The organism is Streptomyces sp. BR123 (assembly GCF_013401435.1).
Lineage (GTDB): Bacteria > Actinomycetota > Actinomycetes > Streptomycetales > Streptomycetaceae > Streptomyces.
Genome location: NZ_JACBGN010000108.1, coordinates 1 through 22690, shown reverse-complemented (window position 1 = coordinate 22690; position 22690 = coordinate 1). Strand labels below are relative to the sequence as shown.

The following is a 22690-nucleotide window of genomic DNA, read 5'->3' as shown; positions in this document are numbered from 1 at the left end:
GCGTCGTCGGCAGCGTCAGGTGTGTATAAGAGACAGGGCGGTTTCCGGTTCGAGGACGCGGATGTCGCGGACCGTGGGGGCCACCTCGACGCGGGAGGCGTCGACCAGGGCGAGCGACGGAGTGGCCGGGGCGCCCAGGGCGCGGGTGGCGGCGGAGGCGGCGCGGCGGATCCAGCGGGGGTCGGGGCGGGGGTCGGCGCGGCCCACACCGAGGAGGAGGTCGCGCACCACCGCGCGTTGGCGGCGGCCCGGGACACTGCGGATGCAGAAGATGCCGCCGGGGCCGATCAGGAGGTGGTCGAGGCGACCCAGGGCGCGCAAGGGAATGCAGTGCAGGACGCGCCAGCCATCCGCTTCGAGGGTGTCGAGGAGTTCGCCCGTGCGCTGCTGGGCCATGAGTTCCTGGCGCAGCCGGTGCCGGGTGCGGGTGCCCGCGGAGCCGTGGGCGAGTTCGCCGAGCAGGGTTTCGCCCGGGCGGTTCGGGGCGAGGTCCTCGTCGGGCGGGAGGGTGAGGCGGCGCAGTTCCGCGCGCGTGGGGACGGGCGGCGGGCCGACCGTCCAGGCACCGGTCAGGTAGGGCCGCAGGGCCGCGAGTACGGCTTCGCGGTGCTGCTCGGCGAGCAAGCTGATCCGGTTGGCCTGCCGGTCGTACCAGGCCACGGCCTGGCCGTCGGGCAGGTTCACGTAGAGCCGGCCGCGGCCGGGGCGGCCGCTCGGCAGCACTGTGAGTCCGCGCACGGGTGTCATCGACGTCACCCCCCGGGGTCAATGGGAGCAGGGCGTGCGCCCGGGGGCAATCCCCCGTGGGGAGTTCTCGGTCGTGTAACGGCTTCTACGGGAGTCTGCCGGGTTCCTGTTACACGCTCATCGCGGTACCGCAACGGCGGGTTCCTAGGTTGGGGGCGATGACGAAGGAGGGTTCCGCGTGAGCATCGTCCGTGTCCGTACTCTGGTCCGCGTCGCCGCCGTGAGCGCGTGCGCGGGAGGTCTGCTGGTGCTGACCGCGGCCGGGGCCCTCGCCGAGGGCATGCCGGCCGCGTCGACGGCACGGACGCTGGTCAAGCGGGTGGCCCTCGCGGACGGGGTGTCCCGGGCCGAGGTCTACAGGGGCGCGGACGGCGCCTACCAGGCCGACGTCCTCGGCGGTGACGGCGCCAAGGCCGCCACCCTGCACAGCGGGGACCGTGCTGTCGGGATCGGCGGCGGGGAGCTGCACGCCGACCTGCGGGCCGACGGCCGGATCACGTCCTGGGTCGGCGACCGGCGTCCCGGCACCGGGCACGCGCCGGACGGGCGCACGCCCGCCGGCCACAGCCCCGACGGCCACAAGACGGGCACCCGGGACGGGGTCGTCGTCGCGGCGCCCGACACGGAGGTGCCGGACCCGTACGCGCCGGCCGACGAGCCGGGGGACGGGATGCTGCTGCTCGCCGCGGGCGGCGGCATCGCGTCGGCGGGGGCGGCCGGCCTCGGGTACGCGATGCTGCGGCGCGGACGTACCGACAGCTGATTCCCGGGGTGTCCCGGCGTGAGCGGGGCGTACCTCTGCGCGCGGTCGTACCGCGGAACGGACACCCGTGGGCACGACCGCGCGGGCGTCGAGGCCTCGCGCCACATCGCGGCGCGGCCTGCCCGTCCGCAGGGGCGGGGTCTACTCCGTCGGCGGGGTCCTCGGTGGGGTGGGCTTGGTCCAGGGCCAGCGGAGTTTGGGTTTCTCCCCGTTCGGGGAGTACGTGTACTTCCAGCCCTTCTGGAGGCCCAGCCGCTTCGTGTAGCCCGCGGGCACGCGCTCGTACAGCAGCACCGTCGGGGGGCCGCCGTCCGGTGCCGGGACCGGGATCTCGTACCACTTCGGGGGGTGCCCGGTCGGGCCGACGAGGATCGGCAGGGTGCGGCCGTCCATCGGGCCGCCCTCGAAGGGGGTGGGTTCGCTTCTCACCCCTCCAGTGTCACAGCAGGTGGGCGGCCTCGGAGACCACCGGGATCACGCGCCGCGCCAGGACGCCGGCCGGGCCGTCGGCTGTTTCCAGGGCCAGGGCCGCCCGGGCCGCGGCCGCCGTTTCGGGGTCGGTGGCGGCGGTGGCGGCGAGCAGGGCGATGAACTGGTCCACCAGCCAGTCCCGCAGGGTGTCGGCGTCGGGCTGTTTGCCCTCGTCGATCCATATCAGGGAGGCGGCTTCGACGGCGGTGATCCAGGTGCGGACCATCATGCGCAGCCGGGGTCCCGGGCCGGGGGCGGGGACGGACAGGTGGAGCAGGATCTCGCGGGCGGCCGCGCGGCGGATGCCGTCGACGGTGGCCGTCGTGCGGGAGGTTTCCACGACGCTGCCGCCCTGGAGGAGGGCGGCGAAGCCGGTGGCGTGCTCGTCGACGAAGGCCAGGTAGCGGTCCACGGCCCGGGCCAGCCGCTGGGTCAGCGGGCCGGTCCTGGGTACGGCGAAGCACTGGTCCAGCAGGTCGGCCGCCGAGCGCAGGGCGGCCTCGTACAGCTGCTGCTTGCCGCCGGGGAAGTAGCGGTACACGAGGGGCCGGGAGACGCCGGCGGCCTCGGCGACGTCGTCGAGGGAGACCTCATCGGGCGCCCGGTGCGCGAAGAGCGACAGTGCCGCGTCGAGGAGCTGTGCCCGCCGCTCCTCGACGCTCAGCCTGCGGTACGCGGGTGCGGTCATGCCCGCAGGGTAGCCGCCGCGGGGTGGCCACAGGGGGCCGCGGGGCGACCACAGGGGCGCCGCGGCACGGCACCCCGGCACGGCACGCGGACACGGCACCCCGGCACGGCACCCGGACAGTACGTCCCGGGCAGGCACCCCCGGCACGGCGCCCGCTTCAGGCGAGGAGTCCCGAGCTCTGCCAGAGCCTGCGGCCGACGCCGCGCAGGACCCCGATGTCGTCGAGGAAGTCGGTGAGCCGCCCGGCGCCGGCCTGCATGACCTCGCGGCGGTGGCCGCTGGCCTTGACCTGGGCGACGGCCTCGCGCCGGTCGAGGCCCACGTTCTCGTACACCGCGGGGTTGACGAAGGCGAGGGAGAAGACGCGGGCGGCCTCGCCGCAGCTGATCCGGGTCAGTTCCTGCTCCCAGCGCGGGGCGGTGAGCATCTGGCGGCGGAGTTCCTCGCGGGCGTAGCGGACGTGCCGGGCCTCTTCGACGACGTGGATCCGGGTGACGCCGCGGACCAGCGGCTGGATGCGCTCGTCGGGGAAGGTGAGGCGCTGCATCCAGTCGAGGATCTCCTCGCCGAGCAGGGTGCAGGCGAAGGAGCCGGGGGTGGTGGAGACGGTCTTGAGGATGCGGGCGAGGTTGTGGTTGAGGCGGGAGACCGGGTAGGCGGGGGCGCCCGCCTTCTGGATCATGCGGGCGAACATCATCGAGTGCCGGCATTCGTCGGCTATCTCGGTGAGCGCGTAGCGGACGTGATTGCTGGTCAGGGGCTTGTCGTAGATGTGCCGGACCAGCAGCTGCATGAGGATGATCTCGAACCAGATGCCGAGGGAGGCGAGCGAGGCGGCCTCGTGGCGGGACAGGTCGATGCGCTGCTCCTCGCTCATCCGCTTCCACAGCGGGGTGTCGTAGAGGGAGAGCAGCTCGGGGGGCCAGTAGTACGCGCCGTCGACCGGCGGGGCGTCCCAGTCGAGCTCCTTGTCGGGGTCGAAGGAGTGCTTGGCCGAGGAGTCGAGAAGGCGGGCGGCGGTCTCCTCGCGGTCCTTGAGGAGGCCCAGGGCGTCCTGGAGAACGTGGCGGTGGCCGCCCGTGCGGTCGCCCGAGGGGTCGTCCGTGCGGTCGCCCGTGCGGTCGGTGGTGGTCGTCATGGCGGGGCACCTCGCCCTGTTCCTGGGTGGGTTGGGGTCACGGCTGCGATCCCCCGGTGCGGTCACCAGGTATGAGACTGCTTGTCAGCAAGACCGTCAATCCCCTGCGCGTCACTTGTTGACTGCGCGTCTACCAACGTGTGACATTGCCAACGATCCTGTCCTGCACGGCAGTACGCGAGGCGAGGGGGCGTCAGTGTCGACGCACGATCTCTACACCGCAGTCCCGGACGAGGACGTCTGGCAGATCCCGGCCACCGGCGCGGCCCGCTTCAACTGGGAGTACGCGGAGGGCCGCGAACGGCTCCTCGCGCTCTACCAGAAGGGCAAGGACAAGCAGTGGGACGGCGCGAAGCGCATCGACTGGGACCTGCCGGTCGACCCGCACAATCCGCTCGGCACCCCGGACGAGGCCCTGACCCTCCACGGCACCCGCTACTGGCGCAAACTCACCGATGACGACAAGGGCGAGCTGCGCCGGCACTACGCCTCCTGGAACTTCAGCCAGTTCCTGCACGGCGAGCAGGGCGCGATGGTGTGCGCGGCGCGGATCGTGGAGTCGGTCCCGGACCTGGACGCCAAGTTCTACTCCGCCACGCAGACCATGGACGAGGCCCGGCACGCCGAGGTCTTCGGGCGCTTCCTGCACGAGAAGATCGGCCTGCTCTATCCGATCGACGACAGCCTGCAGGGGCTGCTCGGGGACACCCTGCGCGACGCCCGCTGGGACATGCCGTACCTGGGGATGCAGGTGCTCATCGAAGGGCTGGCCCTGGCCGCCTTCGGGATGATCCGGGACACGACCGACAAGCCGCTGCCGAAGCAGATCCTGGCGTACGTGATGCAGGACGAGGCACGGCACGTGGCGTTCGGGCGGATGGCGCTGCGCGACCACTACCGGCAGCTCAGCGATGCGGAGCTGCGCGAGCGCGAGGAGTTCGTGATCGAGGGCTGCCACCTCATGCGGGACCGGCTGCGCGGGGTGGAGGTGCTGGAGAACTTCGGCATCCCGCGGCAGGAGGCGGTGCGGTTCACCGAGCAGTCGGAGTTCCTGCACCTGTTCCGCAGGCTGCTCTTCAGCCGGATCGTGCCGTGCGTGAAGGACATCGGCCTGTGGGGTCCGCGGCTGCAGAAGGCCTACCTGGACATGGGGGTCTTCGAGATGGGCGACTCCAACCTGGACCTGCTGATGAGCCGGGACGAGGAGGTCGCCGAGGCCCTGGACCGCGAGCGGTTCGCGGCCGAGGAGGCGGCGCGGGTGGCGGAGGTCGCCGCCGTCATCGCCGAGGGGGCCGGAGCCCCTGCCGGGGACGAAGCCGGGGACGAAGCCGGGGACCCTGCCGGGGACGAAGCCGGGGGCGGGCCGGACGGCCGTACGGGGCCCGGGGCCCGGTAGCGGGCGGCCGAGCCCTCACCGGCCGGGCCGCCGAGCGCTCGGCGGGAAGTGCGGTACGCGGGCTGCGGGCCGTCTGTGGCTGCCGCGCAGTTCGCCGCGCCCTTCACGGCGCCCGGTGGCGGGGCTGACCGGACCCCGACCCGGCCGCCCGCGCCGCGCCGCCGTGCAGGGCCGCCTCCATCACCGCGCGGGCGATCGGGGCCGCCGCGCTGTTGCCGCTGATGTGTCCGCGGTCGCCCGCCGCGTCCTCCACGACCACCGCGACCGCCACCCCCGGCAGCGGTGCGTCCGCGGCCTTGGCCCAGCCGATGAACCAGGCGTACGGGGTGCCCGCGTTGCCGACGCCGTGCTGGGCGGTGCCCGTCTTCCCGCCGACCTGCGCACCCGGGATGGCCGCGTTGCGCCCGGTGCCGCCCTCGACCGCCTTCACCATCAGTTGCTGGAGCCGCATCGCCGTCGCAGGGTTCATGGCGCGGCCGAGGCTGCGCCGGCCGGTGCGCCGGACCTGGCTCCCGTCGGCCCGGACGGTGCGCTCCACCAGGTACGGGGCCCTGACCTCGCCGCCGCCCGCGACGGCAGCGGCCACCATCGCCATCTGCAGCGGGGTGGCCTTGGTGTTGAACTGCCCGATCGAGGACAGGGCGAGCTGGTCGGGGCTCATGTCGGTGTCGAAGGTCGACCGGGACACCCAGGCCGGCACCCGCAGGCCGTCGTCGTTGAAACCGAACCGGCCGGCCGCCTCCGCCATCCCCCGCAGCCCCACCTGTACGCCGATCTTCGCCATCACCGTGTTGCAGGAGTGCTGCACCGCCTCCGCCATGGAGGCGTCCCGACAGTCCGTGCCCGTGCCCGCGTTCGGCAGCAGGGTGCTGGTGCCCGGCAGGGGGTAGGGGTCGGGTGTGCGGGTCGGCGCGTCCACGTCCTTGACCACGCCCGCGTCCAGGGCCGCGGCCGCCGTCACGATCTTGAACGTGGAGCCGGGCGGGTACGTCTCGCGCAGTGCCCGGTTGAGCATCGGCCGGGCCGGGTCCGCGTTCAGCCGCGCCCAGGCCGCGGTGACGGCCGGGCCCGTGCCGGAGAGCACCCCCGGGTCGTACGAGGGGCTGCTGACCAGCGCGAGGATCCTCCCGGTGGCGGGTTCGAGCGCGGCCACCGCGCCCCGCTTGCCCGCCAGCGCGGTGTACCCGGCCCGCTGCGCGCCTGCCCGGACGGTGGTCTCGGCGTCGCCGCCGTCGGGGCGTCCGCGGGACAGGTCGTACCAGAGCGGGAAGACGGACAGGCCCGGGTCGGTCCCGGCGAGGACGGGGTCCTCGGCGCGCTCCAGCAGGCTGGTGCCGTACGTCTGGGAGGCGAAGCCGGTGACGGGCGCGTAGAGCGGGCCCTCGGTGTACGTCCGCTCGTAGCGCAGCAGTTGGCCGCTGTCCCGGGATCCGGTGACCGGCCGACCCTCGACCAGGATGTCGCCGCGCGGCTGGGCGTACCGTGCGACGGCAGGGCGTTTGTTGGCCGGGTTCGCCCCGTAGGCCGCGGCCTCCCAGACCTGCACCCGGACCACGTTGGCCAGCAGGGCCGCGAGGAGCAGTGCGCAGAACCACGCGCACCAGCGGATGTAGCGGATCACCGGGAGTCCCCCTCTGCGGCGGCGGCCCCCGCTCCCGCGCCCGCAACGGCGGCCGGGCGCGGTCTGCGGGCGCTGTCGCTGAGCCGGACCAGCAGAGCGACGATGATCCAGTTGGTGACGACGGAGGACCCGCCCTGGGCGAGGAAGGGCATGGCCATGCCGGTCAGCGGGATCAGGCCGGTCACTCCCCCGGCGATGCCGAACACCTGGAGGGCGACGATGGAGGCGAGCCCGGTGGCCAGCAGCCGTCCGAAGGAGTCGCGCAGGGCGAGCCCGGCGCGGAAGCCGCGGTCGACGAGGATCCCGTAGAGCAGCAGGATCGCGGTGAGGCCGACGAGGCCGAGTTCCTCGCCGGCGGTGGCGAGGATGAAGTCCGATGTGGCGGCGAAGCCGATGAGGAACGACTGGCCGTGGCCGAGTCCGGCGCCGAGGAGCCCGCCGGCGCCGAACGCGAAGAGGGACTGCGCGAGCTGGCCGGGGCCCTCGCCGCGGTCGATGGAGCCAAAAGGATTCAGCCAGTCGTCCACCCGGCCGTGCACGTGCGGTTCGAGGCTTCCGACGGCGTACGCGCCCGCGGTGGCCAGGGCGATCCCGATGGCGATCCAGCCGATCCGGCCGGTGGCCGTGAACAGCATGATCACGAACAGTCCGAAGAAGAGGAGCGAGGTGCCCAGGTCCCGCTCCAGGGCGAGCACGCCGACGCTCAGCAGCCAGATCGCGAGGATCGGCCCGAGGACCCGGCCGGGCAGGAGCCGCAGCCGCCAGAAGAGGCGGCGGCCGGTCAGGGCGAGGGCGGTGCGGTTCGCGGCGAGGTAGGCCGCGAAGAACACGGCCAGCAGGATCTTCGCGAACTCCCCGGGTTGGAACGAGAATCCCGCGAACCGGATCCAGATGTGCGCCCCGTTGACCGCCGGGAAGAAGACCGGGACCAGTATCAGCACGAGGGCCACCGCCACCGCCAGGTACGCGTAGCGCTGCAGCACCCGGTGGTCGCGCACGGCCGCGACGACCAGGACGAACAGGGCGATGCCGAGGGCGGACCAGCGCAACTGGTCCCCGGCGGCGGCGCGGGCGGCCGGGGTGGCCAGGTCGAGGCGCTGGATGAGGACCAGGCCGAGCCCGTTGAGCAGGAAGGCGATCGGCAGCAGCACCGGGTCGGCGTACGGGGCCCGGAGGCGGACCGCGAGGTGGGCGAGGAGCGCGGCGCAGCCGAGCCCGGCCGCATAGGGGGCGGCCGTCGCGGGCAGCCGCCCGGTGGCGGCGAAGCCGACGGAGAGGTGGCCGAGGACGCTGATGAGGACGGCCCCGAGAAGGAGTGCCAGCTCGGCTCCCCCGCGCCGGGGCGGACGGACGCCGGGGGGCAGGTACGGGAAGGGCTCCCCCGCCACCTCAGCCGTCAGAGCGGTCATACGGGAAACGTAGCAAGTGAACGGGTGACATGTCCGCTTATGTCATAGGGTGCCGAAGAATCGTCAGAATCGGTCAGAGTGGGAGCGGCGGCACATGGGACCTGTGGAGTTCATCGTCCTCGCCTTCCCGGAGGAGCAGCTGCGGGTGCCGGCGGTCGAGGCGGTGCTGGGATTGCGGAAGACCGGGAACGTGCGGCTCATCGACGGGCTGGTGGCCACCAAGACCGCCGGCGGGGAGGTGCTGGCCGCCGAGTTCGACGAGTTCGTCGAACTCCAGGGCCTCCTCGCCCACCGGGAAGCGGCCCGGCTGATCGGCCCGGAGGACGTGAAGGAAGCCGCCGACCTGCTCGAACGCGGCAGCTGTGCGCTCCTGCTCGTGGTGGAGCACGTGTGGGCCGAGGACGCCGCCATCGCCGTACGGGCGGCAGGCGGCCGGATCGCGGGCTCGGTCCGGATCCCGGCGGAACGGCTGGGGGCGGCCTGATGTTCATCCGCCCCGTCGGCCCCGTCGTCCACCCGGCGCGCCGCCCCGCCGGACGGCCACTGCTGCGGGGGAGCCTGGCGCGCGGCGCCTATGTCTGGGACGTGGCCCCGGTGCCTGCGTGGATTCCGCAGCGCGGTACGGGGGCCGCGGAGGAGGGGGCGGCGTCGGCGCCGCCGGTCGTGGCCGGACCGGCCGGCGAGCCCGCCGGAGCGGCGGGGGCGAAGGCGGAACCGGCCGGCACTGCGCCGCCGCACGCCTCGCCCGGCGGCGCCCCGGGGCCGTCAGCCGAGCCGGCGGCTCCGGAGACCGGAGCCGACCTCACGGCCCATCTGACGCAGCTCGCCGCCCTTGCCCGTGAAGGCCTCCTGACCCCCGAGGAATTCTCCGCGGCCAAGTCCCGCCTCCTGAATCCCTGACCCGCCTGAATCCCCGACCCGCCCCGCGCACCGCTGCCGGCCGGGCTCGGGTGGCTCGGGTGACGGCCCTGGACCGGGGTCCGGGCGGGTCGTCGCCCACCTGCGCGCCGGGGCGTGGAGCGAGGCGTCCGTGGCGCGCGCAGGAGGCGGGGCGGGGGCTTCGCGACTGCCGTCGCCACGACGGCCGGCAGGCCGGCCGGTTCCGGCACATCGACGCCACGCCCGCCCGGCCGGCCGAGGTTGCGCGGACGCGCCTCGCTCCCCGTGGGCTGCTCGGGTGCCCGGTACCGCCGGGAGGGTGAGCGGAGCGGCAGGGCCGCAGCGGATCGGGGTGTTTGTCATATCTTGCATGGCACCATCGGCGGCCGGAGGTGATCCCATGTCACGCCGTCTGCTCCACGCCGCCGGTGTCGCCGCCCTGTTCCTCGCCGCCGGGCCGCTGCCCACTCCCCACGCCGAGCCGCTGCCCCGCGCCACCGCCGAGGCAACGGCCGGGGCCACCCCCGGTGCCGCGGACGGGGTCACCCCTGGTTCCACGGCCGAAGCCGGGGCCGGCACGGCCGCCGCCTCCGGGGCCGCCGAGCGCACCGCAGGCGCCGGAGGCAGGGCCACCGGCCGGGTCGGTGCCGCGCCCACGCCCGGGGCCGCCGACGAGGAGCCGGGGAGGGCTGTCCGCACCGCCTCGGGCGGGGCCACAGCAGACGCCGGAGCCGGGCGCAGGACCACCGGCAACGCCCGGCGCGGCGCGGACGAGACCACCTCCGACGTCACCACCGGCGGTGCTCCCGGTGCGGGGGGCGAGGGCAGCGCCGGGGTCGCCCCGAGTGCCGCCGCCACGGCTGTCGGCGAGACCGCCCCGAGTGCGTCGGCCGCAGAGGCCGGCGGGGCTGCCCGTCGCCCTGCCGCCGGGAGCACCGCCGGTGGTGTGGGGAGGGCCGGGGCGGGGGCCTCTGCTTCGCGGAAGGGGGTGGTCGACTCCGTAGGGGGGTTGCTCACCCGGCTCCAGGGGCTCTACCGGCAGGCCGAGGAGGCAGCTGAGGCCTCCAACGCCCACGAGGCCGTGCTCAAGGCCCGTCAGGAGGAGGAGCGGCGGCTCGGCACCGAACTCGGCCGGGCCCGGGCCGCGCTCGGCGCGGAGCGGGCCGCGGCCGGGCGGATCGCCCGCGAGCAGTACCAGGGGGCCCGGGGCCTGTCCCCGTACGCCCGGATGCTACTCACCGGTGACCTGCGGGCCGCCCAGGACCAGCGCCGGCTGACCGAACGGGAGAGCACCCGGCAGGCCGGCATCCTGGCCCGCCTCACCCGCGGCGAGCGGCAGGCCGACGACCTCGCCACGGCCGCCCGCAGGGCCCTGGACGCCCAGCAGGCCGGGGCTGCCCGCGCGAAGCGGCTGAAGGAGGAGGCGGACCTCCGCCTCCGGGAGGTCGAGCGGATGCTCTCCTCGCTCTCCGCGGGCCAGCTCGCCGAGGTCGGCGCCCGCGAGGCCGCGGACACCGCCGCCGCGCAGCGGGAGCTGCTGGCCTCCGGCCGGCTGGGCGCCCCCGCGGCCCGTACGCGTACGCCGACGAAGGCCGGCAGCGCGGCCCTGGCCTACGCCACCGCCCAGATCGGCAAACCGTACGTGTGGGGGGCGGAGGGGCCGGGGGCCTTCGACTGCTCCGGGCTGACCTCGCAGGCGTGGGCGCATGCCGGCCGGGCGATCCCGCGCACCAGCCAGGAGCAGTGGGCCCGGCTGCCGAAGGTGCCGCTGGACCGGCTGCGGCCGGGGGACCTGGTGGTGTACTTCCCCACCGCGACCCATGTGGCCCTGTACATCGGTGACGGGAAGGTGATCCAGGCGCCGCGTCCCGGAGCCCCCGTCAAGGTGTCGCCCATCGCGGCGAACCCGCTGCTCGGGGCGGTCCGCCCGGACCCGGACGGGGTACCGCTGGCCGCCTACCGCCCGCCGCCGCTGCTCGGGGCCGCAGCCGCATCATCGGCGGACGGAGACGGGGAGGATGCCGGCTACTCGTCGGCCGAGGCTCCGGTCGGCACCGAGGAGTCCGCGGACGACTCCACCTCGGCCAGGTAGTCCGCGGCGTCCTCGGCGTCGTAGAAGAACGCGTCGAAGTCGGCCGGGTTGTCGAAGCCGTTGGCGAACCGGTCCGCCACCGGCTGGTGCCGCCCGGCCGCCCCGATCAGGTTCAGCACGTGCTCCGGCGGCGGGGCCAGCATCGCGTTCGTCCACTGGGTCACCGGCTTGCCGGTCGCGAACCAGTACTTGTCGAAGGTGGCCTTCATCCACGCCTCGTCGAACGGCTTGTCGCCGTGCATCAGGATCGACGACAGGTAGGAGGCCGCGCACTTCGCGGCGGAGTTCGACCCCTGCCCCGTGATCGGGTCGTTCGCGACGACGACGTCCGCCACGCCGAGCACCGCCCCGCCGCCCGGCAGTCGGCCGATCGGGTTGCGGACGACCGGCGCGTACCGGCCGGCGAGGGTGCCGCCCGCGTCGGTCAACTCGGCCTTCGCCGCCCGCGCGTGCTCCCAGGGCGTGTACTTCTCCATCAGGGCCAGCGTGATCCTCAGGTGCTCCGCAGGATCGTTCACCCCGCGGAACACGTCCAGCGGCCCGCCCGGGAGCCCCTCCCAGAACAGGATGTCGGCCCGTCCCGACGTGGTCAGCGCGGGCATGGTGAACAGCTCGCCGACACCGGGGACCAGGTTGCAGCGCACGGCCTCGGTGCCCGGGTGCTCGGGGCGCGGTTCGAGCCCGTGCACGTACGAGACGGCCAGCGCGCGCTGCGGCGTGCCGTACGGGGAGCGTGCCGCGTCCCGGCCGAACATCGACACGAGCTCGCCCTTGCCCGCCGCGACCAGCACCAGGTCGTGGACGCGGGAGAAGTAGTCCAGGTCGGCGACGGACGCACCGTGGATGACCAGCTGGCCGCCGCGCTGCACGAAGGTGTCGAGCCAGCCGGCCATCTTCACCCGCTGGTCGACCGACTGCGCGTACGCCTTGAGCCGGCCCAGCCAGTCCACGGCGCGGCTGCCGTCGGGGCCGGAGACCGAGACGCCGACGCCCTCGATCCGCGGGGTGTGCCGCTCCCAGTAGTTGAGGCCGAGGTCGCGCTCGTGCCGCAGCGCCGTGTCGAACATGACCTGCGTCGACATGATCCGCCCGGTGCGGATCTCGTCCGCGGTCCGGTTGGACATGAGGGTGACCTCGTACCCCTTGGCCTGGAGGCCGATGGCGAGCTGGAGACCGGACTGGCCGGCGCCCACGACGAGTATCTTGCGCATCTCACGTTCTCGATTCGCGGTACAGGGTACGGGGGGACGGGGTAGGGGCGATCCGCTACTCGGGCGTGGCGTCGAGGGCGTGGGCGACCAGTGTCGTCAGCGACTCGACGACCGTCTCCCGGCGCCGGGCGTCCATGATCAGCACGGGTACGCGGGGCGGGATGGTCAGCGCCTCGCGCACGTCCTCGGGCTCGTACGCCTGCGAGCCGTCGAAGTGGTTGACGGCCACCGCGTACGGCAGCCCGCAGCTCTCGAAGTAGTCGAGCGCCGGGAAGCAGTCGCGCAGTCGGCGCGTGTCGGCCATGACGATGCCGCCGATGGCGCCGCGGACCAAGTCGTCCCACATGAACCAGAACCGCTCCTGGCCGGGGGTCCCGTACACGTACAGCACGAGGTCGTCGGCGAGGGTGACGCGGCCGAAGTCCATCGCGACGGTGGTGGTGTTCTTCTCCGGCGTCGCCGACAGGTCGTCGGTGGGAATGCTGGCCTCGGTCATCACCGCCTCGGTGCGCAGCGGGGCGATCTCGGAGACGGACGAGACGAAGGTGGTCTTCCCGACGCCGAAGCCGCCCGCCACCAGCACCTTGACGGCGACGGGGGACCGGGAGCGGTCGTACTGCCAGGGCTGGACGGGGTCGTCGCCGGGGGCGGTTTCACAGACGGCGAAGGCCACTGAGCACCCTTTCGAGCAGTGCGCGGTCGGGGCGGCCGGGGCCGTGTCCGGTCCCGTAGACGCGGACCTTCCCCTGGTCGGCGAGGTCGCTGACCAGGACGCGGACCACGCCGAGCGGCAGCTTCAGCAGCGCCGCTATCTCGGCGATCGTGCGCATGCGGCGGCAGACCTCGACGATGGCGGGCATCTCCGGCATCCGCTCGTCGGCGTCAGCAGCGCCGACGGTGGCGGTGACGGCGGGCTGCTGCGGCTCGGACACCCGCGTGTCCAGGGCCGCGACGAAGGTCTCGACGTGCAGGACCTGCGCGAAACGGGTGCGGCCGCCCGTGAGCGAGTACGGGCGGACGCGGGCGGGACGGCGATCGGCTCCGCGTATCGGCAGCCGGTCGGAGGCCGTGCTTCTCACGGGGTGTTCTCCATGGACTGGCGCAGCTCGCTGCGGACTTCGGGGGTGAGGACGTGTCCGGCACGGCCGACGAACAGGGCCATGTGGTACGCGACCACACCCATGTCGCAGTCAGGGGTGGCGTGCACGCCGAGGAGCGAGCCGTCGCTGATGGCCATGACGAAGACGGAGCCGTGCTCCATCGCCACCATGGTCTGCTTGACCTCGCCGTACTCCATCAGGGCGGCGGCGCCCGTCGTGAGGCTGCCGAGTCCGGACACGATGGTGGCGAGGTCGGCGGAAGCGCCGCGCGGGCCCTTGGTCCGCGCCGGGGCCTGGCCCTGGCCCTGGCCGGGGGCTGCGCCGGAGGCCGTGCCTCCGGGGTCGGAGGACAGCAGCAGGAGCCCGTCCGAGGACACGACGGCGACCGAGTTGACGCCGGGCACCTCCTCGACCAGGTCGGTGAGCAGCCACTGCAGGTTGCGGGCCTGGGTGCTCAGTCCGTACGTACTGGGCGCGGTCATGTGCGTGCCTCCTGTGCGGTGTCCCCCTGGTCGGTGTCCTGTGCGAGCTCGGCGGCGACGACGCGCCGACCGTCCCGCGTCCCCTGGTAGAACCCGCCCAGACGGCGGCGCAGTTCCTCCGCGTCGACCCGGCGCGGCGCGGGGGGTGTGGTGCCTGCGCCCGGGGCTGGGACGGGGGCCGCCGGGCCCGGGCCCGCCGCGAATCCGGCGGTGGAGCCGGGGAAGGCCCGGCCGGCCAGGGTGCGCGGGGTGCGCTTGGGCAGGCCCTTGGCGGTGACGGTGTCCCGGGGCCCGTCGTGGTCGGCGTGGCTCCCCTGGCGGGGGACCCAGTCGGTCTCGGCGGGTGTGTGCCCGTGGGGCTCGGCCGGTGCGGCGCCGCGCGCGGTGGAGACCCGGTCGGCCGGGGGCTGCCGTTCCGCGTCGGGTGCGGCGGGCGTGGCGGCCTGCTCGGGCGGGGTGGAGCTTGTCTCCGGTACGTCGACCGGCTGCGCGGTGCCTTCCGGCGCGCCCGCGGCCGCCGGGCCGGTGTGCTCGGGCACCGCGAAGGCGCCCGGCTCTGCGTCGGGCACGACCCGCGCGAGGAGTTCGTCGCCCGCATCCGGGTCGGTCGGGGCCTGCGCGGTGAACACCTCGTCGGCGGGCGGCACTTCCTCCCGTGCGGCGCGCTCGTGCAGCGTCATCGGGGTGGCCGCGACCGCCGGAGTCGCGCCAGGGGTCGGGGCCGCGCCAGGGGCCGGGTCCGGGGACGCCTCGGGGGCCTGGGCGGTGGACACCTGCTCCGCCGGGGGCAGCGGCTCCCCGTCCGGGGTGGTGCCGCCGCCGAAGCCGGCGGGCCCGGCCGAGTCGGCCGGGGCCTGGTCACCGGCCGCGGCCTCGGGCAGGTCCGCGCCCGGTCCCGCGTCCGCAGCCGGCGCGTCGGCGTCCGTACCGGCACCGGGGGCGGCACCGAAGGCGTCGGCCGGCGCGTCGAAGGCGGTGGTGTCGGAAGCCGGCCCGTCGAAGACCGGGGTCGCGGCCGCGGCCGGAGCCGAGTCCGCGTCCGCAGCCGGGGCGGCGTCCGCGTCGGCCGGCTCCCCCGCGGGCCGGATCCGGGGCGGCAGGGTGTTCTCGTTGGCCTCCGCGACCACGCCCGGGAGCTGGAACCGCGGCAGGCCCGGGGTGGCGAAGGTGTGCACCGGGGAGGTCGGCGGACCGTCGGGGAGCAGGGCCGCCGGGATGGCGATCAGGCCCTCGATGCCGCCGGACTGCGAGGCGTGCAGCTCTGCGGTGACCCCGTGCCGGGCCGCGAGGCGGCCGGCCACGTACAGGCCGAGGCCGAGGCCGTGTTCCGCCTCGGACTCCTCGTCGTAGGCCCCGGGGGTGGCGAGGCGGGCGTTGAGCGCGGCCAGCCGGTCCGGGGTGACGCCGATTCCCTCGTCCACGACGGAGAGCACCACGTCGCCGGATTCCAGGTGCCGTGCGCAGAGCTTGACCTTGGCGCCGGGCGGCGAGAACGTCGTCGCGTTCTCCAGCAGTTCGGCGAGGACGTGCGAGACGTCGTCGGCGGCGTGCCCGGCGACCTGGGTGAACGAGGGCGGCACGGCGAGGTCGACCCGCTCGTAGCGCTCGATCTCGCTGACCGCGGCGCGCATGACGTCGACCAGCGGCACCGGGGTGTCGGCGCCCTGCCCGTGCTCCTGCCCGGCGAGGACCAGCAGGTTCTCGTTGTGGCGGCGCATCACGGTCGCGAGGTGGTCCAGCCTGAAGAGGGTCTCCAGCCGGTCCGGGTCCTGCTCCTTGGCCTCCAGCTCCTCGATGACCGCGAGCTGGCGCTCGACGAGGCCGAGGGTGCGCAGCGACAGCGAGACCGACGTCCTCGCCATGACGCGCCGGTGCTCCTCCAGCGCCTCGCGGAGCTCGGTCAGCTCGGATTCGAGCGCGTCCCGGCCCGCGGACAGGGCTTCGTTGCGGCCGATGAGCCGCTTCCGGTCGGCGTCCAGGCCGGCGATCTTGGTGTGGAGGGAGACCGTCTGGTCCCGTACGGCGTTGAGGTGGCGTACGACCTCGGCGAACTCGTCGTTGCGGCCGGTGAACCGGACCGGTTCCACCGAGCCCTCGGGCGTGGCCAGCCGGGCCGCGCCGCGCCGGAGCACCGACAGCGGCCGGGTCAGCGAGCGGGCGACGGCCGTGGAGACGCCGACGGTGACGAGGAAGAGCACGCCGAGGGCGGCGACGAGCATCTCCAGCCGCGTCACGTCGTCGTTGCGCAGGGTGGCCAGGGCGGTGGCCCGCTGCCCGGCGAGGGTGGCCTCCACCGACCGCATGCGGTCGATGCGGGCGGTCAGGGCGGAGCCGACGGCGGCGGCGTCGAGCTTGCGGTCGGCCGCGGAGAGCGTGGACCGCTCGGTGAGCCGCTTGAGGTAGTCGTCGGCGGTCTTGACCTCGGGGCCGGTGACGGTGGCGGCGAGGGTCTGGCGCACCTCGGGGCGGGCGGTGCGCGTGAAGTCGTCGAGCGCGGCCTGCTCGCGTACGCGCGCCCGCTGGGCGGCGGCGGAGAGCTCGTCGGCGACGGCCGTGTTCGGGGCCTGGTCGGCGCGGGGGACGGCGAGCGCGGCGAGCAGCAGTCCGCGGGTGGCGGACGCCTGTTCCACCGCCTGGCCCAGGGGGGCCAGGGGGCGGGTGGTGGCGAGGGCGTCCTCGGCGCGCGGCGGGGTCTGGTCGGCGAGCCGGACGCCCGGGGCGAGGAGTTCGGCGATGACGTCGGCGTAGGCCTGGTGGGCGGCGACGGCGCTGCCCTTGCCGTCGACGGCCTCGGTGCGGGCGGCCCGGACGCGGGCGAGGGCTTTGGCGAGGGGTTCGTCGGCCTCGGCCCGGACCTCGTCGAGCTGCCGGTCGGTGAGGGCGGTGCGCTCCTGCAGGGGGGCCTTGGCCTGGGCGCCGGGGCGGCCCTTGGCCACGTACTCGACGACGGCGTCGCGCTCGTCGCCGAGGAGGTGCGCCAGGGTGAGGGTGTGCTGGGTCTGTTGGGCGAGGGTGACCAGCTGCTGGGAGTCGTTCAGCTCACGGGTCGCCGTGACCACGGCGGGCGCTCCGGCCGCGAGGACGGTGAGACTGGCGACGGCGACACCGACGACCAGCCTGCTGCGTACGTGGACGCGGCGTCCTGCGGGGGCGGGTCCGTCGGTGGCGGTGCCGTTCTTCCGAGACCGCTTCTTCTGCACCGGTGCTCGCAATCCTGTACGTGTGCTCGTGCTCGTCTACTCGTGTGGCCGAGGTAACGGCCGGTCAACAAGTAAACGCCCCCTGTCCCCTCAGTACCGCCTCAGACCTTTGCAGTGTGATGGGGAGAGAGCCTCACATCGCCCACCCGGCCACTCGAACGAGTGAACATCACGGAAGAGTTGGCAACCAACTCGGCAAACGGCCTCCGGGGCCGCTTCGCGGGCGGGTGGTTGAAAGATCGATGGGGGCTTTGGCAATATGCGCGCCCACATGTCCCGGGGAGCGCCCGCGCGCCGGGCGCGGACGGGGCCCGGCGGCCGCCGCACACCTCCCCGTCCTGGTACGGACTTTTGCGTACGCTCCGGGCCCCGGCCGTGGACGCGCGGGCAGAATGTCCGTATGCGCATCGACCTCGCCACTGCCCCCGGCGCAGCGGAACGCCCCAACGAGGACTGGCTATCAGCCGCGACGCCCGCGGCGGGCGGTGGAGTCCTCGTCGCCCTGGACGGGGTCACCCCGCCGCCGGGGGACGTCGGCTGCGCGCACGGAGTGCCGTGGTTCACGGCCCGGCTCGGGGGACGATTGACCGAACTGTCCGGATCGCGGCGGGACATGCCTCTGGCCCGGATCCTGGCGGAGTCCATCCGGGACACGGCCGACGCCCACCGTGGGACGTGTGACCTTTCTCACGCACGCACTCCGCAGGCGACCGTGGTGGTCGTCCGCTGGGACGAGGCACACGTGGAGCACCTCGTCCTCTCGGACTCCGTCCTCCTCCTGGAGGCCCCGGACGGCGGGGTGACGGCGGTGCTCGACGACCGGCTGGACCGGCTCCCGCGCGAGGCGCTGCGCTCCCGGGCGTCGGCGGACGCTCTGCGCAACGCGGAGGGCGGCTTCTTCACGGCGGCCGCGGATCCGGCGGTGGCGGCCCGGGCCGTGACCGGGCGCAGCCCGCGCGGGGAAGTCCGGGCGGTGGCGGCCCTCACCGACGGGGCGAGCCGGTGGACGGACACCTTCGGGGAGGGCGACTGGGCGCAGTGCCTGGCGGTGCTGCGCAAGGAGGGGGCGCAGGGGCTGATCGGCCGGGTGCGGGCGCTGGAGGCCGATCCGGCGCGCCCGCACGCCCGCGGCAAGCGGCACGACGACGCGTCGGCGGCCTTCGCGGAGCTGTAGCGCGGCGAAGGGCGGCGGCACCGCGGCCCGGCGGGCGGCGGGCGCGTGCACCGCGCCGAGTGCCTGCGCCGGCGGGCGGTGGCAGTGCGGCGAGCCGGCGGGCGCCCCGGGCCGCTACTCCTCGCCCTGGTTGAGCTGGTTCAGGAGCCGGGCCAGTTCCGCGACCTCGCCTCGGTCCCAGTCGGCGAGCTTGCGCATGTACCGCTCGCGCCGGGCCCCGCGGACCCGCAGGAACCGCTCGCGGCCCTCTTCGGTGAGCCCGACCAGGAAGGCCCTGCCGTCGGCCGGGTCCGGCTCGCGGGCGATGAGGCCGAGGACCTCCAGGGCCCGCAGCTGGCGGCTCATGGTGGCCTTGCCGACCCCGAAGTAGGCGGCGAGGTCGGTGGCCCGCTGGCGGCCGGCGGCCTCCAGCCGTACGAGCAGCCCGTACGCGGCGGGCTCCAGCTCGGGGTGGAGGGCGCGGGCCATCTCCCCGGAGGAGGCGCGTGCCCGCCGGAGGAAGACGGAAAGCTCCCGCTCCAGAGCAAGGAACTCCTGGTCTTCGCTGCCGTGCACGTGCCGCTCCCGTTCGTGTGTCCGGCACCCCCTGTGCCGGTCGCCTCCAGTATTTCGCAGAGCGTGCGGCACCGGCCCGGGGCCCCGCCGGAGCGGGGTCCCGGGCCGGGCGCGGGCGTCCGGGCCGGCCGGCGGGGGCCCGGCCTGCTCAGGCGGCCGCGCCGACGACCGCCGTCTGCGCCCGGGAGAGGGCCAGTTCCAGCACCTGGCGCACGTCCGTCACCGGGTGCACCTCCAGCCGCTCCAGAACCTCGGTCGGGACGTCGTCCAGGTCGGCTTCGTTCCGCTTCGGGATGATGACGGTGGTCAGCCCGGCCCGGTGTGCCGCGAGCAGCTTCTGCTTGACCCCGCCGATCGGCAGCACCCGCCCGGTGAGGGAGACCTCGCCCGTCATCGCCACGTCCGTGCGGACCTGACGGCCCGAGAGCAGCGAGGCCAGCGCGGTCGTCATGGTGATGCCGGCGCTCGGCCCGTCCTTGGGGACGGCGCCCGCCGGGAAGTGGATGTGCACGCCCCGGTCCTTCAGGTCGGCCACCGGGAGTTCCAGCTCCGCGCCGTGCGAGCGCAGGAAGCTCAGCGCGATCTGCGCCGACTCCTTCATGACGTCGCCCAACTGGCCCGTCAGGGTGAGCCCCGCGGCGCCGGTCTCCGGGTCGGCGAGGGAGGCCTCGACGAAGAGCACGTCACCGCCCGCGCCGGTCACCGCGAGGCCGGTGGCGACCCCGGGGACGGCGGTGCGCCGCTCGGCCGGGTCCTGCGCGGACTCCGGCACGTGGTGCGGCCGCCCGATGAGTGCCCGCAGGTCGCCGGCGCCGATGCGCAGCGGCAGTTGGCGCTCGCCCAGTTCGTGCTGCGCGGCGACCTTGCGCAGGAGCCGGGCGAGGGAGCGCTCCAGGGTGCGCACGCCCGCCTCGCGGGTGTACTCGCCCGCCAGCCTGCGCAGGGCGTCCTCCTCCAGGACGACCTCGTCGGCGCCCAGGCCGGCGCGCTCCAGCTGGCGCGGCAGCAGGTGGTCGCGGGCGATGACGACCTTCTCGTCCTCCGTGTACCCGTCGAGGCGGACGAGTTCCATCCGGTCGGCGAGCGCCTCCGGGATGGCCTCCAGCACGTTCGCGGTCGCCAGGAAGACGACGTCGCTCAGGTCGAGCTCCACCTCCAGGTAGTGGTCGCGGAAAGTGTGGTTCTGCGCCGGGTCCAGGACCTCCAGCAGGGCGGCGGCCGGGTCCCCGCGGAAGTCGGAGCCGACCTTGTCGATCTCGTCGAGGAGCACGACCGGGTTCATGGACCCGGCCTCCTTGATGGCGCGGACGATGCGGCCGGGCAGCGCGCCGACGTACGTGCGCCGGTGGCCGCGGATCTCGGCCTCGTCCCGTACGCCGCCGAGCGCGACGCGGACGAACGTGCGGCCCATGGCGTGCGCGACGGACTCGCCGAGGGAGGTCTTGCCGACGCCGGGCGGGCCGACGAGCGCGAGGACGGCCCCGCCGCGGCGGCCGCCGATGACGCCCATGCCGCGGTCGGAGCGGCGCTTGCGCACGGCCAGGTACTCGGTGATGCGGTCCTTGACGTCGTCCAGCCCGGCGTGTTCGGCGTCGAGGACCGCGCGGGCGCCGGTGATGTCGTAGGCGTCCTCGGTGCGCTCGTTCCAGGGCAGTTCGAGGACGGTGTCGAGCCAGGTGCGGATCCAGGAGCCCTCCGGGGACTGGTCGCTGGACCGCTCCAGCTTGTCGACCTCCTTGAGCGCGGCCTCCCGCACCTTCTCGGGGAGGTCGGCGGCCTCGACCCGGGCCCGGTAGTCGTCGGATGCCTCGCCCTCCTTCTCCCCGTTCAGCTCGCGCAGTTCCTTGCGGACGGCCTCCAGCTGGCGCCGCAGCAGGAACTCGCGCTGCTGCTTGTCGACGCCGTCCTGGACGTCCTTGGCGATGGACTCGGCCACGTCCTGCTCGGCGAGGTGGTCGCGCAGCCAGGCGACGGCGAGCTTGAGGCGGGCGACGGGATCGGCGGTCTCCAGCAGTTCGACCTTCTGGTCCACCGTCAGGAAGGGCGAGTAGCCGGAGTTGTCGGCGAGGGCGGAGACGCCCTCGATCTGCTGGACGCGGTCGACGACCTGCCAGGCGCCGCGCTTCTTGAGCCAGCTGGTGGCGAGGGCCTTGTACTCCTTGACGAGCTCGGTGACCGATCCGGGCAGCGGGTCGGCGAGCCGCTCGTCGACGCTCTCGCCCTCGACCCACAGGGCGGCGCCCGGGCCGGTGGTCCCGGCCCCGATGCGGACGCGGCCGATGCCGCGGATGAGCGCGCCGGGATCGCCGTCGGAGAGCCGGCCCACCTGCTCGACGGTCCCCAGCACACCGGTGCCGGCGTACTTCCCGTCGACGCGCGGCACGAGCAGCACCCGGGGCTTCCCGCTGCGGACCGCCGCCTGGGCGGCTTCGACGGCGCCGCGCACCTCGGCGTCGGTCAGGTCCAGGGGAACGACCATGCCGGGCAGCACGACCTCGTCGTCGAGCGGCAGCACGGGCAGGGTGAGCTTTACGGACGTCGAAGCCATGATCTTCCCTCCGGCAGTGAAGTTGAGCTATGCCGACTCAATGCATGTGCGCCCCCCGGTGTTCCCCAACTCCCGTTCGCCTCGGGCGAACACGCGCCGCTGTCCCACTTCGGGCGGGTATGTCCATGGAATGCGCCGTCCTTCCTCCTGGACCCCACCGGCTGAGCCGTCGACGTGGTCCGGGCGGGCGCCGAGGTCCCGGGCGCGCAGCACCGGGGGTGCGAACCGCCGGAGCCGGAGTGGGTGACCGACTGCCGCCGCGACCTGGCGCGGTTCTTCCCGGCCGCAGCCCGCGACGGGGACGGCACGCCCGTGTGGATCTCCCGGGCCGGCCTCCGCCGGGGTCCGCTACGAGGCGGTGACGCGGATGTCGCCGGAGGAGCTGCGGGCCGTGAGGCGGGCGGCGGCAGCCGGGTCCGTGGGGACGGAGACGTCCCTCCGCCCCGAGTCGGTGCTCGCCTCGACCCGGTACGGGGCCGCGGGCAGGCGCAGGGTGACGTCGCCCGAGCCGGTCTCGGCCGATACGGAACCGGGCCCCTTCGCGAACTCCAGGCGGACGTCGCCCGAGGAGGCGGCGGCGTCGGCGCTCGCCCCGGTCAGGCCGGTCGCGGTCACCGAGCCCGAGGTGGTGCGGACCCGCAGCGGCCCGGTCACCCCCTCGGCCCGGACCTCGCCGGACGTGGAGGTGAGGTCGGCGGCGGCGACCCCGGTGACGCTGAGGCGGCCGCTCCTGCCGGCCAGCTTGACGGTGGCGCCGGCCGGGACCTCCAGGCGCCAGTCGGTGCGGCAGTCACCGGAGCAGCCGTCGGTCAGGACGAGGCGGCCCTGCGACAACCGCCGGCCGGGCACCGGTTCCGCTTCGCCGCGGTAGCGGACGGTGCGGTGGATCCGGACGCCGGGACCGGTGCCCGGGACCACCTCCACGGAGCCGCTCCGGGCGTCCGGCACCTCCACCGCGGTGACCGCCCCCGTGACCTCGGCGTCGTCCGAGAGCGTCACCGGCCGGTCGTCGAGCACGCACGCGGACAGGATGAGGGCGCCGGCCGAGGCGGCGACCGCGGCGCGGACGGACCGGGAGGCGCGGACGGACCGGGAGGCGCGGACGGACCGGGAGGGGGTGCGGCGGATCGTCATGCCCCGACTCTGCCGGGGGCGGCTGCGGCATGCCGATGGTGCCGGCACCCGTATCCGGGGTGGGGACCTGTCTCTTATAGAC

19 protein-coding genes are annotated in these 22690 nt (G+C 74.6%); 6 read left to right on the top strand and 13 right to left on the bottom strand.

Going from position 1 to position 22690, the window contains the following annotated elements:
* Positions 1–925 precede the first annotated feature (925 nt).
* A complete protein-coding gene (locus tag HYE82_RS18365) occupies positions 926–1510 on the top strand; it encodes a hypothetical protein (protein WP_179175177.1) in 585 nt (194 codons plus the stop codon).
* A 141-nt stretch (positions 1511–1651) separates the two neighbouring features.
* On the opposite strand, the gene HYE82_RS18360 is transcribed toward HYE82_RS18365, so the two are convergent.
* The 3 genes from HYE82_RS18360 to HYE82_RS18350 all read right to left on the bottom strand — a co-directional run bounded on the left by HYE82_RS18360 (position 1652) and on the right by HYE82_RS18350 (position 3807).
* Complete coding sequence (locus HYE82_RS18360) at positions 1652–1939, bottom strand: hypothetical protein (protein ID WP_179175176.1); 288 nt, start codon at positions 1937–1939, stop codon at positions 1652–1654.
* Between the two features lie 10 nt (positions 1940–1949).
* Entirely contained in the window at positions 1950–2669 is a 720-nt protein-coding gene (locus tag HYE82_RS18355; protein WP_179175175.1) for a TetR/AcrR family transcriptional regulator, read from the bottom strand.
* 157 nt (positions 2670–2826) lie between these two features.
* Positions 2827–3807: a diiron oxygenase gene (locus HYE82_RS18350; protein ID WP_256987378.1), complete on the bottom strand. Its 981-nt coding sequence runs from the start codon at positions 3805–3807 to the stop codon at positions 2827–2829.
* A gap of 196 nt (positions 3808–4003) precedes the next feature.
* Between HYE82_RS18350 and HYE82_RS18345 the strand changes: the two genes are divergently transcribed.
* A complete protein-coding gene (locus HYE82_RS18345; protein ID WP_179175174.1) occupies positions 4004–5203 on the top strand; it encodes a ferritin-like domain-containing protein in 1200 nt (399 codons plus the stop codon).
* Between the two features lie 103 nt (positions 5204–5306).
* Here the strand turns inward: HYE82_RS18345 and HYE82_RS18340 are convergent, their stop codons facing one another.
* A complete protein-coding gene (locus tag HYE82_RS18340; protein ID WP_179175173.1) occupies positions 5307–6824 on the bottom strand; it encodes a penicillin-binding transpeptidase domain-containing protein in 1518 nt (505 codons plus the stop codon).
* Positions 6821–8233, bottom strand: coding sequence for an FtsW/RodA/SpoVE family cell cycle protein (locus tag HYE82_RS18335; protein ID WP_179175172.1), 1413 nt, complete (start codon positions 8231–8233; stop codon positions 6821–6823). Before HYE82_RS18335 ends, HYE82_RS18340 begins: the two co-directional genes overlap by 4 nt.
* A 94-nt stretch (positions 8234–8327) precedes the next feature.
* On the opposite strand from HYE82_RS18335, the gene HYE82_RS18330 reads away from it, so the two are divergent.
* The 3 genes from HYE82_RS18330 (at position 8328) to HYE82_RS18320 (ending at position 11204) form a co-directional block, all read left to right on the top strand.
* Positions 8328–8717, top strand: a complete 390-nt coding sequence (locus tag HYE82_RS18330; RefSeq protein WP_179175171.1) for a DUF6325 family protein — start codon at positions 8328–8330, stop codon at positions 8715–8717.
* On the top strand, positions 8717–9133 hold the full coding sequence (locus HYE82_RS18325) for an SHOCT domain-containing protein (protein WP_179175170.1): 417 nt from the start codon (positions 8717–8719) through the stop codon (positions 9131–9133). Before HYE82_RS18330 ends, HYE82_RS18325 begins: the two co-directional genes overlap by 1 nt.
* A 379-nt stretch (positions 9134–9512) precedes the next feature.
* Positions 9513–11204, top strand: a complete 1692-nt coding sequence (locus HYE82_RS18320) for a C40 family peptidase (protein ID WP_218782772.1) — start codon at positions 9513–9515, stop codon at positions 11202–11204.
* On the opposite strand, the gene HYE82_RS18315 is transcribed toward HYE82_RS18320, so the two are convergent.
* The 5 genes from HYE82_RS18315 to HYE82_RS18295 are packed head-to-tail and all read right to left on the bottom strand — an operon-like array spanning position 11138 to position 17197.
* Entirely contained in the window at positions 11138–12415 is a 1278-nt protein-coding gene (locus tag HYE82_RS18315; protein WP_179175169.1) for a styrene monooxygenase/indole monooxygenase family protein, read from the bottom strand. The genes HYE82_RS18320 and HYE82_RS18315 overlap by 67 nt on opposite strands.
* 55 nt (positions 12416–12470) lie before the next feature.
* Positions 12471–13088 carry an ATP/GTP-binding protein gene (locus tag HYE82_RS18310; RefSeq protein WP_179175168.1) on the bottom strand — a complete coding sequence of 206 codons (618 nt, stop codon included), beginning with the start codon at positions 13086–13088 and terminating at the stop codon, positions 12471–12473.
* A complete protein-coding gene (locus tag HYE82_RS18305; RefSeq protein WP_179175167.1) occupies positions 13069–13494 on the bottom strand; it encodes a DUF742 domain-containing protein in 426 nt (141 codons plus the stop codon). Before HYE82_RS18305 ends, HYE82_RS18310 begins: the two co-directional genes overlap by 20 nt.
* Positions 13491–13997 carry a roadblock/LC7 domain-containing protein gene (locus tag HYE82_RS18300; RefSeq protein ID WP_179175166.1) on the bottom strand — a complete coding sequence of 169 codons (507 nt, stop codon included), beginning with the start codon at positions 13995–13997 and terminating at the stop codon, positions 13491–13493. Before HYE82_RS18300 ends, HYE82_RS18305 begins: the two co-directional genes overlap by 4 nt.
* The gene (locus HYE82_RS18295) at positions 13994–17197 is read right to left on the bottom strand and encodes a nitrate- and nitrite sensing domain-containing protein (RefSeq protein ID WP_179175165.1); all 3204 of its coding nucleotides are present in this window, start codon (positions 17195–17197) and stop codon (positions 13994–13996) included. The genes HYE82_RS18300 and HYE82_RS18295 overlap by 4 nt, the downstream gene beginning before the upstream one ends.
* A gap of 400 nt (positions 17198–17597) precedes the next feature.
* Between HYE82_RS18295 and HYE82_RS18290 the strand changes: the two genes are divergently transcribed.
* A complete protein-coding gene (locus HYE82_RS18290; RefSeq protein ID WP_179175164.1) occupies positions 17598–18371 on the top strand; it encodes a protein phosphatase 2C domain-containing protein in 774 nt (257 codons plus the stop codon).
* 114 nt (positions 18372–18485) lie between these two features.
* Here the strand turns inward: HYE82_RS18290 and HYE82_RS18285 are convergent, their stop codons facing one another.
* The 3 genes from HYE82_RS18285 to HYE82_RS18275 form a co-directional block, all read right to left on the bottom strand.
* Complete coding sequence (locus HYE82_RS18285) at positions 18486–18926, bottom strand: MarR family transcriptional regulator (protein ID WP_179175163.1); 441 nt, start codon at positions 18924–18926, stop codon at positions 18486–18488.
* A 148-nt stretch (positions 18927–19074) separates the two neighbouring features.
* Positions 19075–21474, bottom strand: coding sequence for an endopeptidase La (gene lon / locus HYE82_RS18280; protein WP_179175162.1), 2400 nt, complete (start codon positions 21472–21474; stop codon positions 19075–19077).
* A 348-nt stretch (positions 21475–21822) separates the two neighbouring features.
* Positions 21823–22608, bottom strand: coding sequence for a DUF4097 family beta strand repeat-containing protein (locus tag HYE82_RS18275; RefSeq protein ID WP_179175161.1), 786 nt, complete (start codon positions 22606–22608; stop codon positions 21823–21825).
* Between the last annotated feature and the right edge of the window lie 82 nt (positions 22609–22690).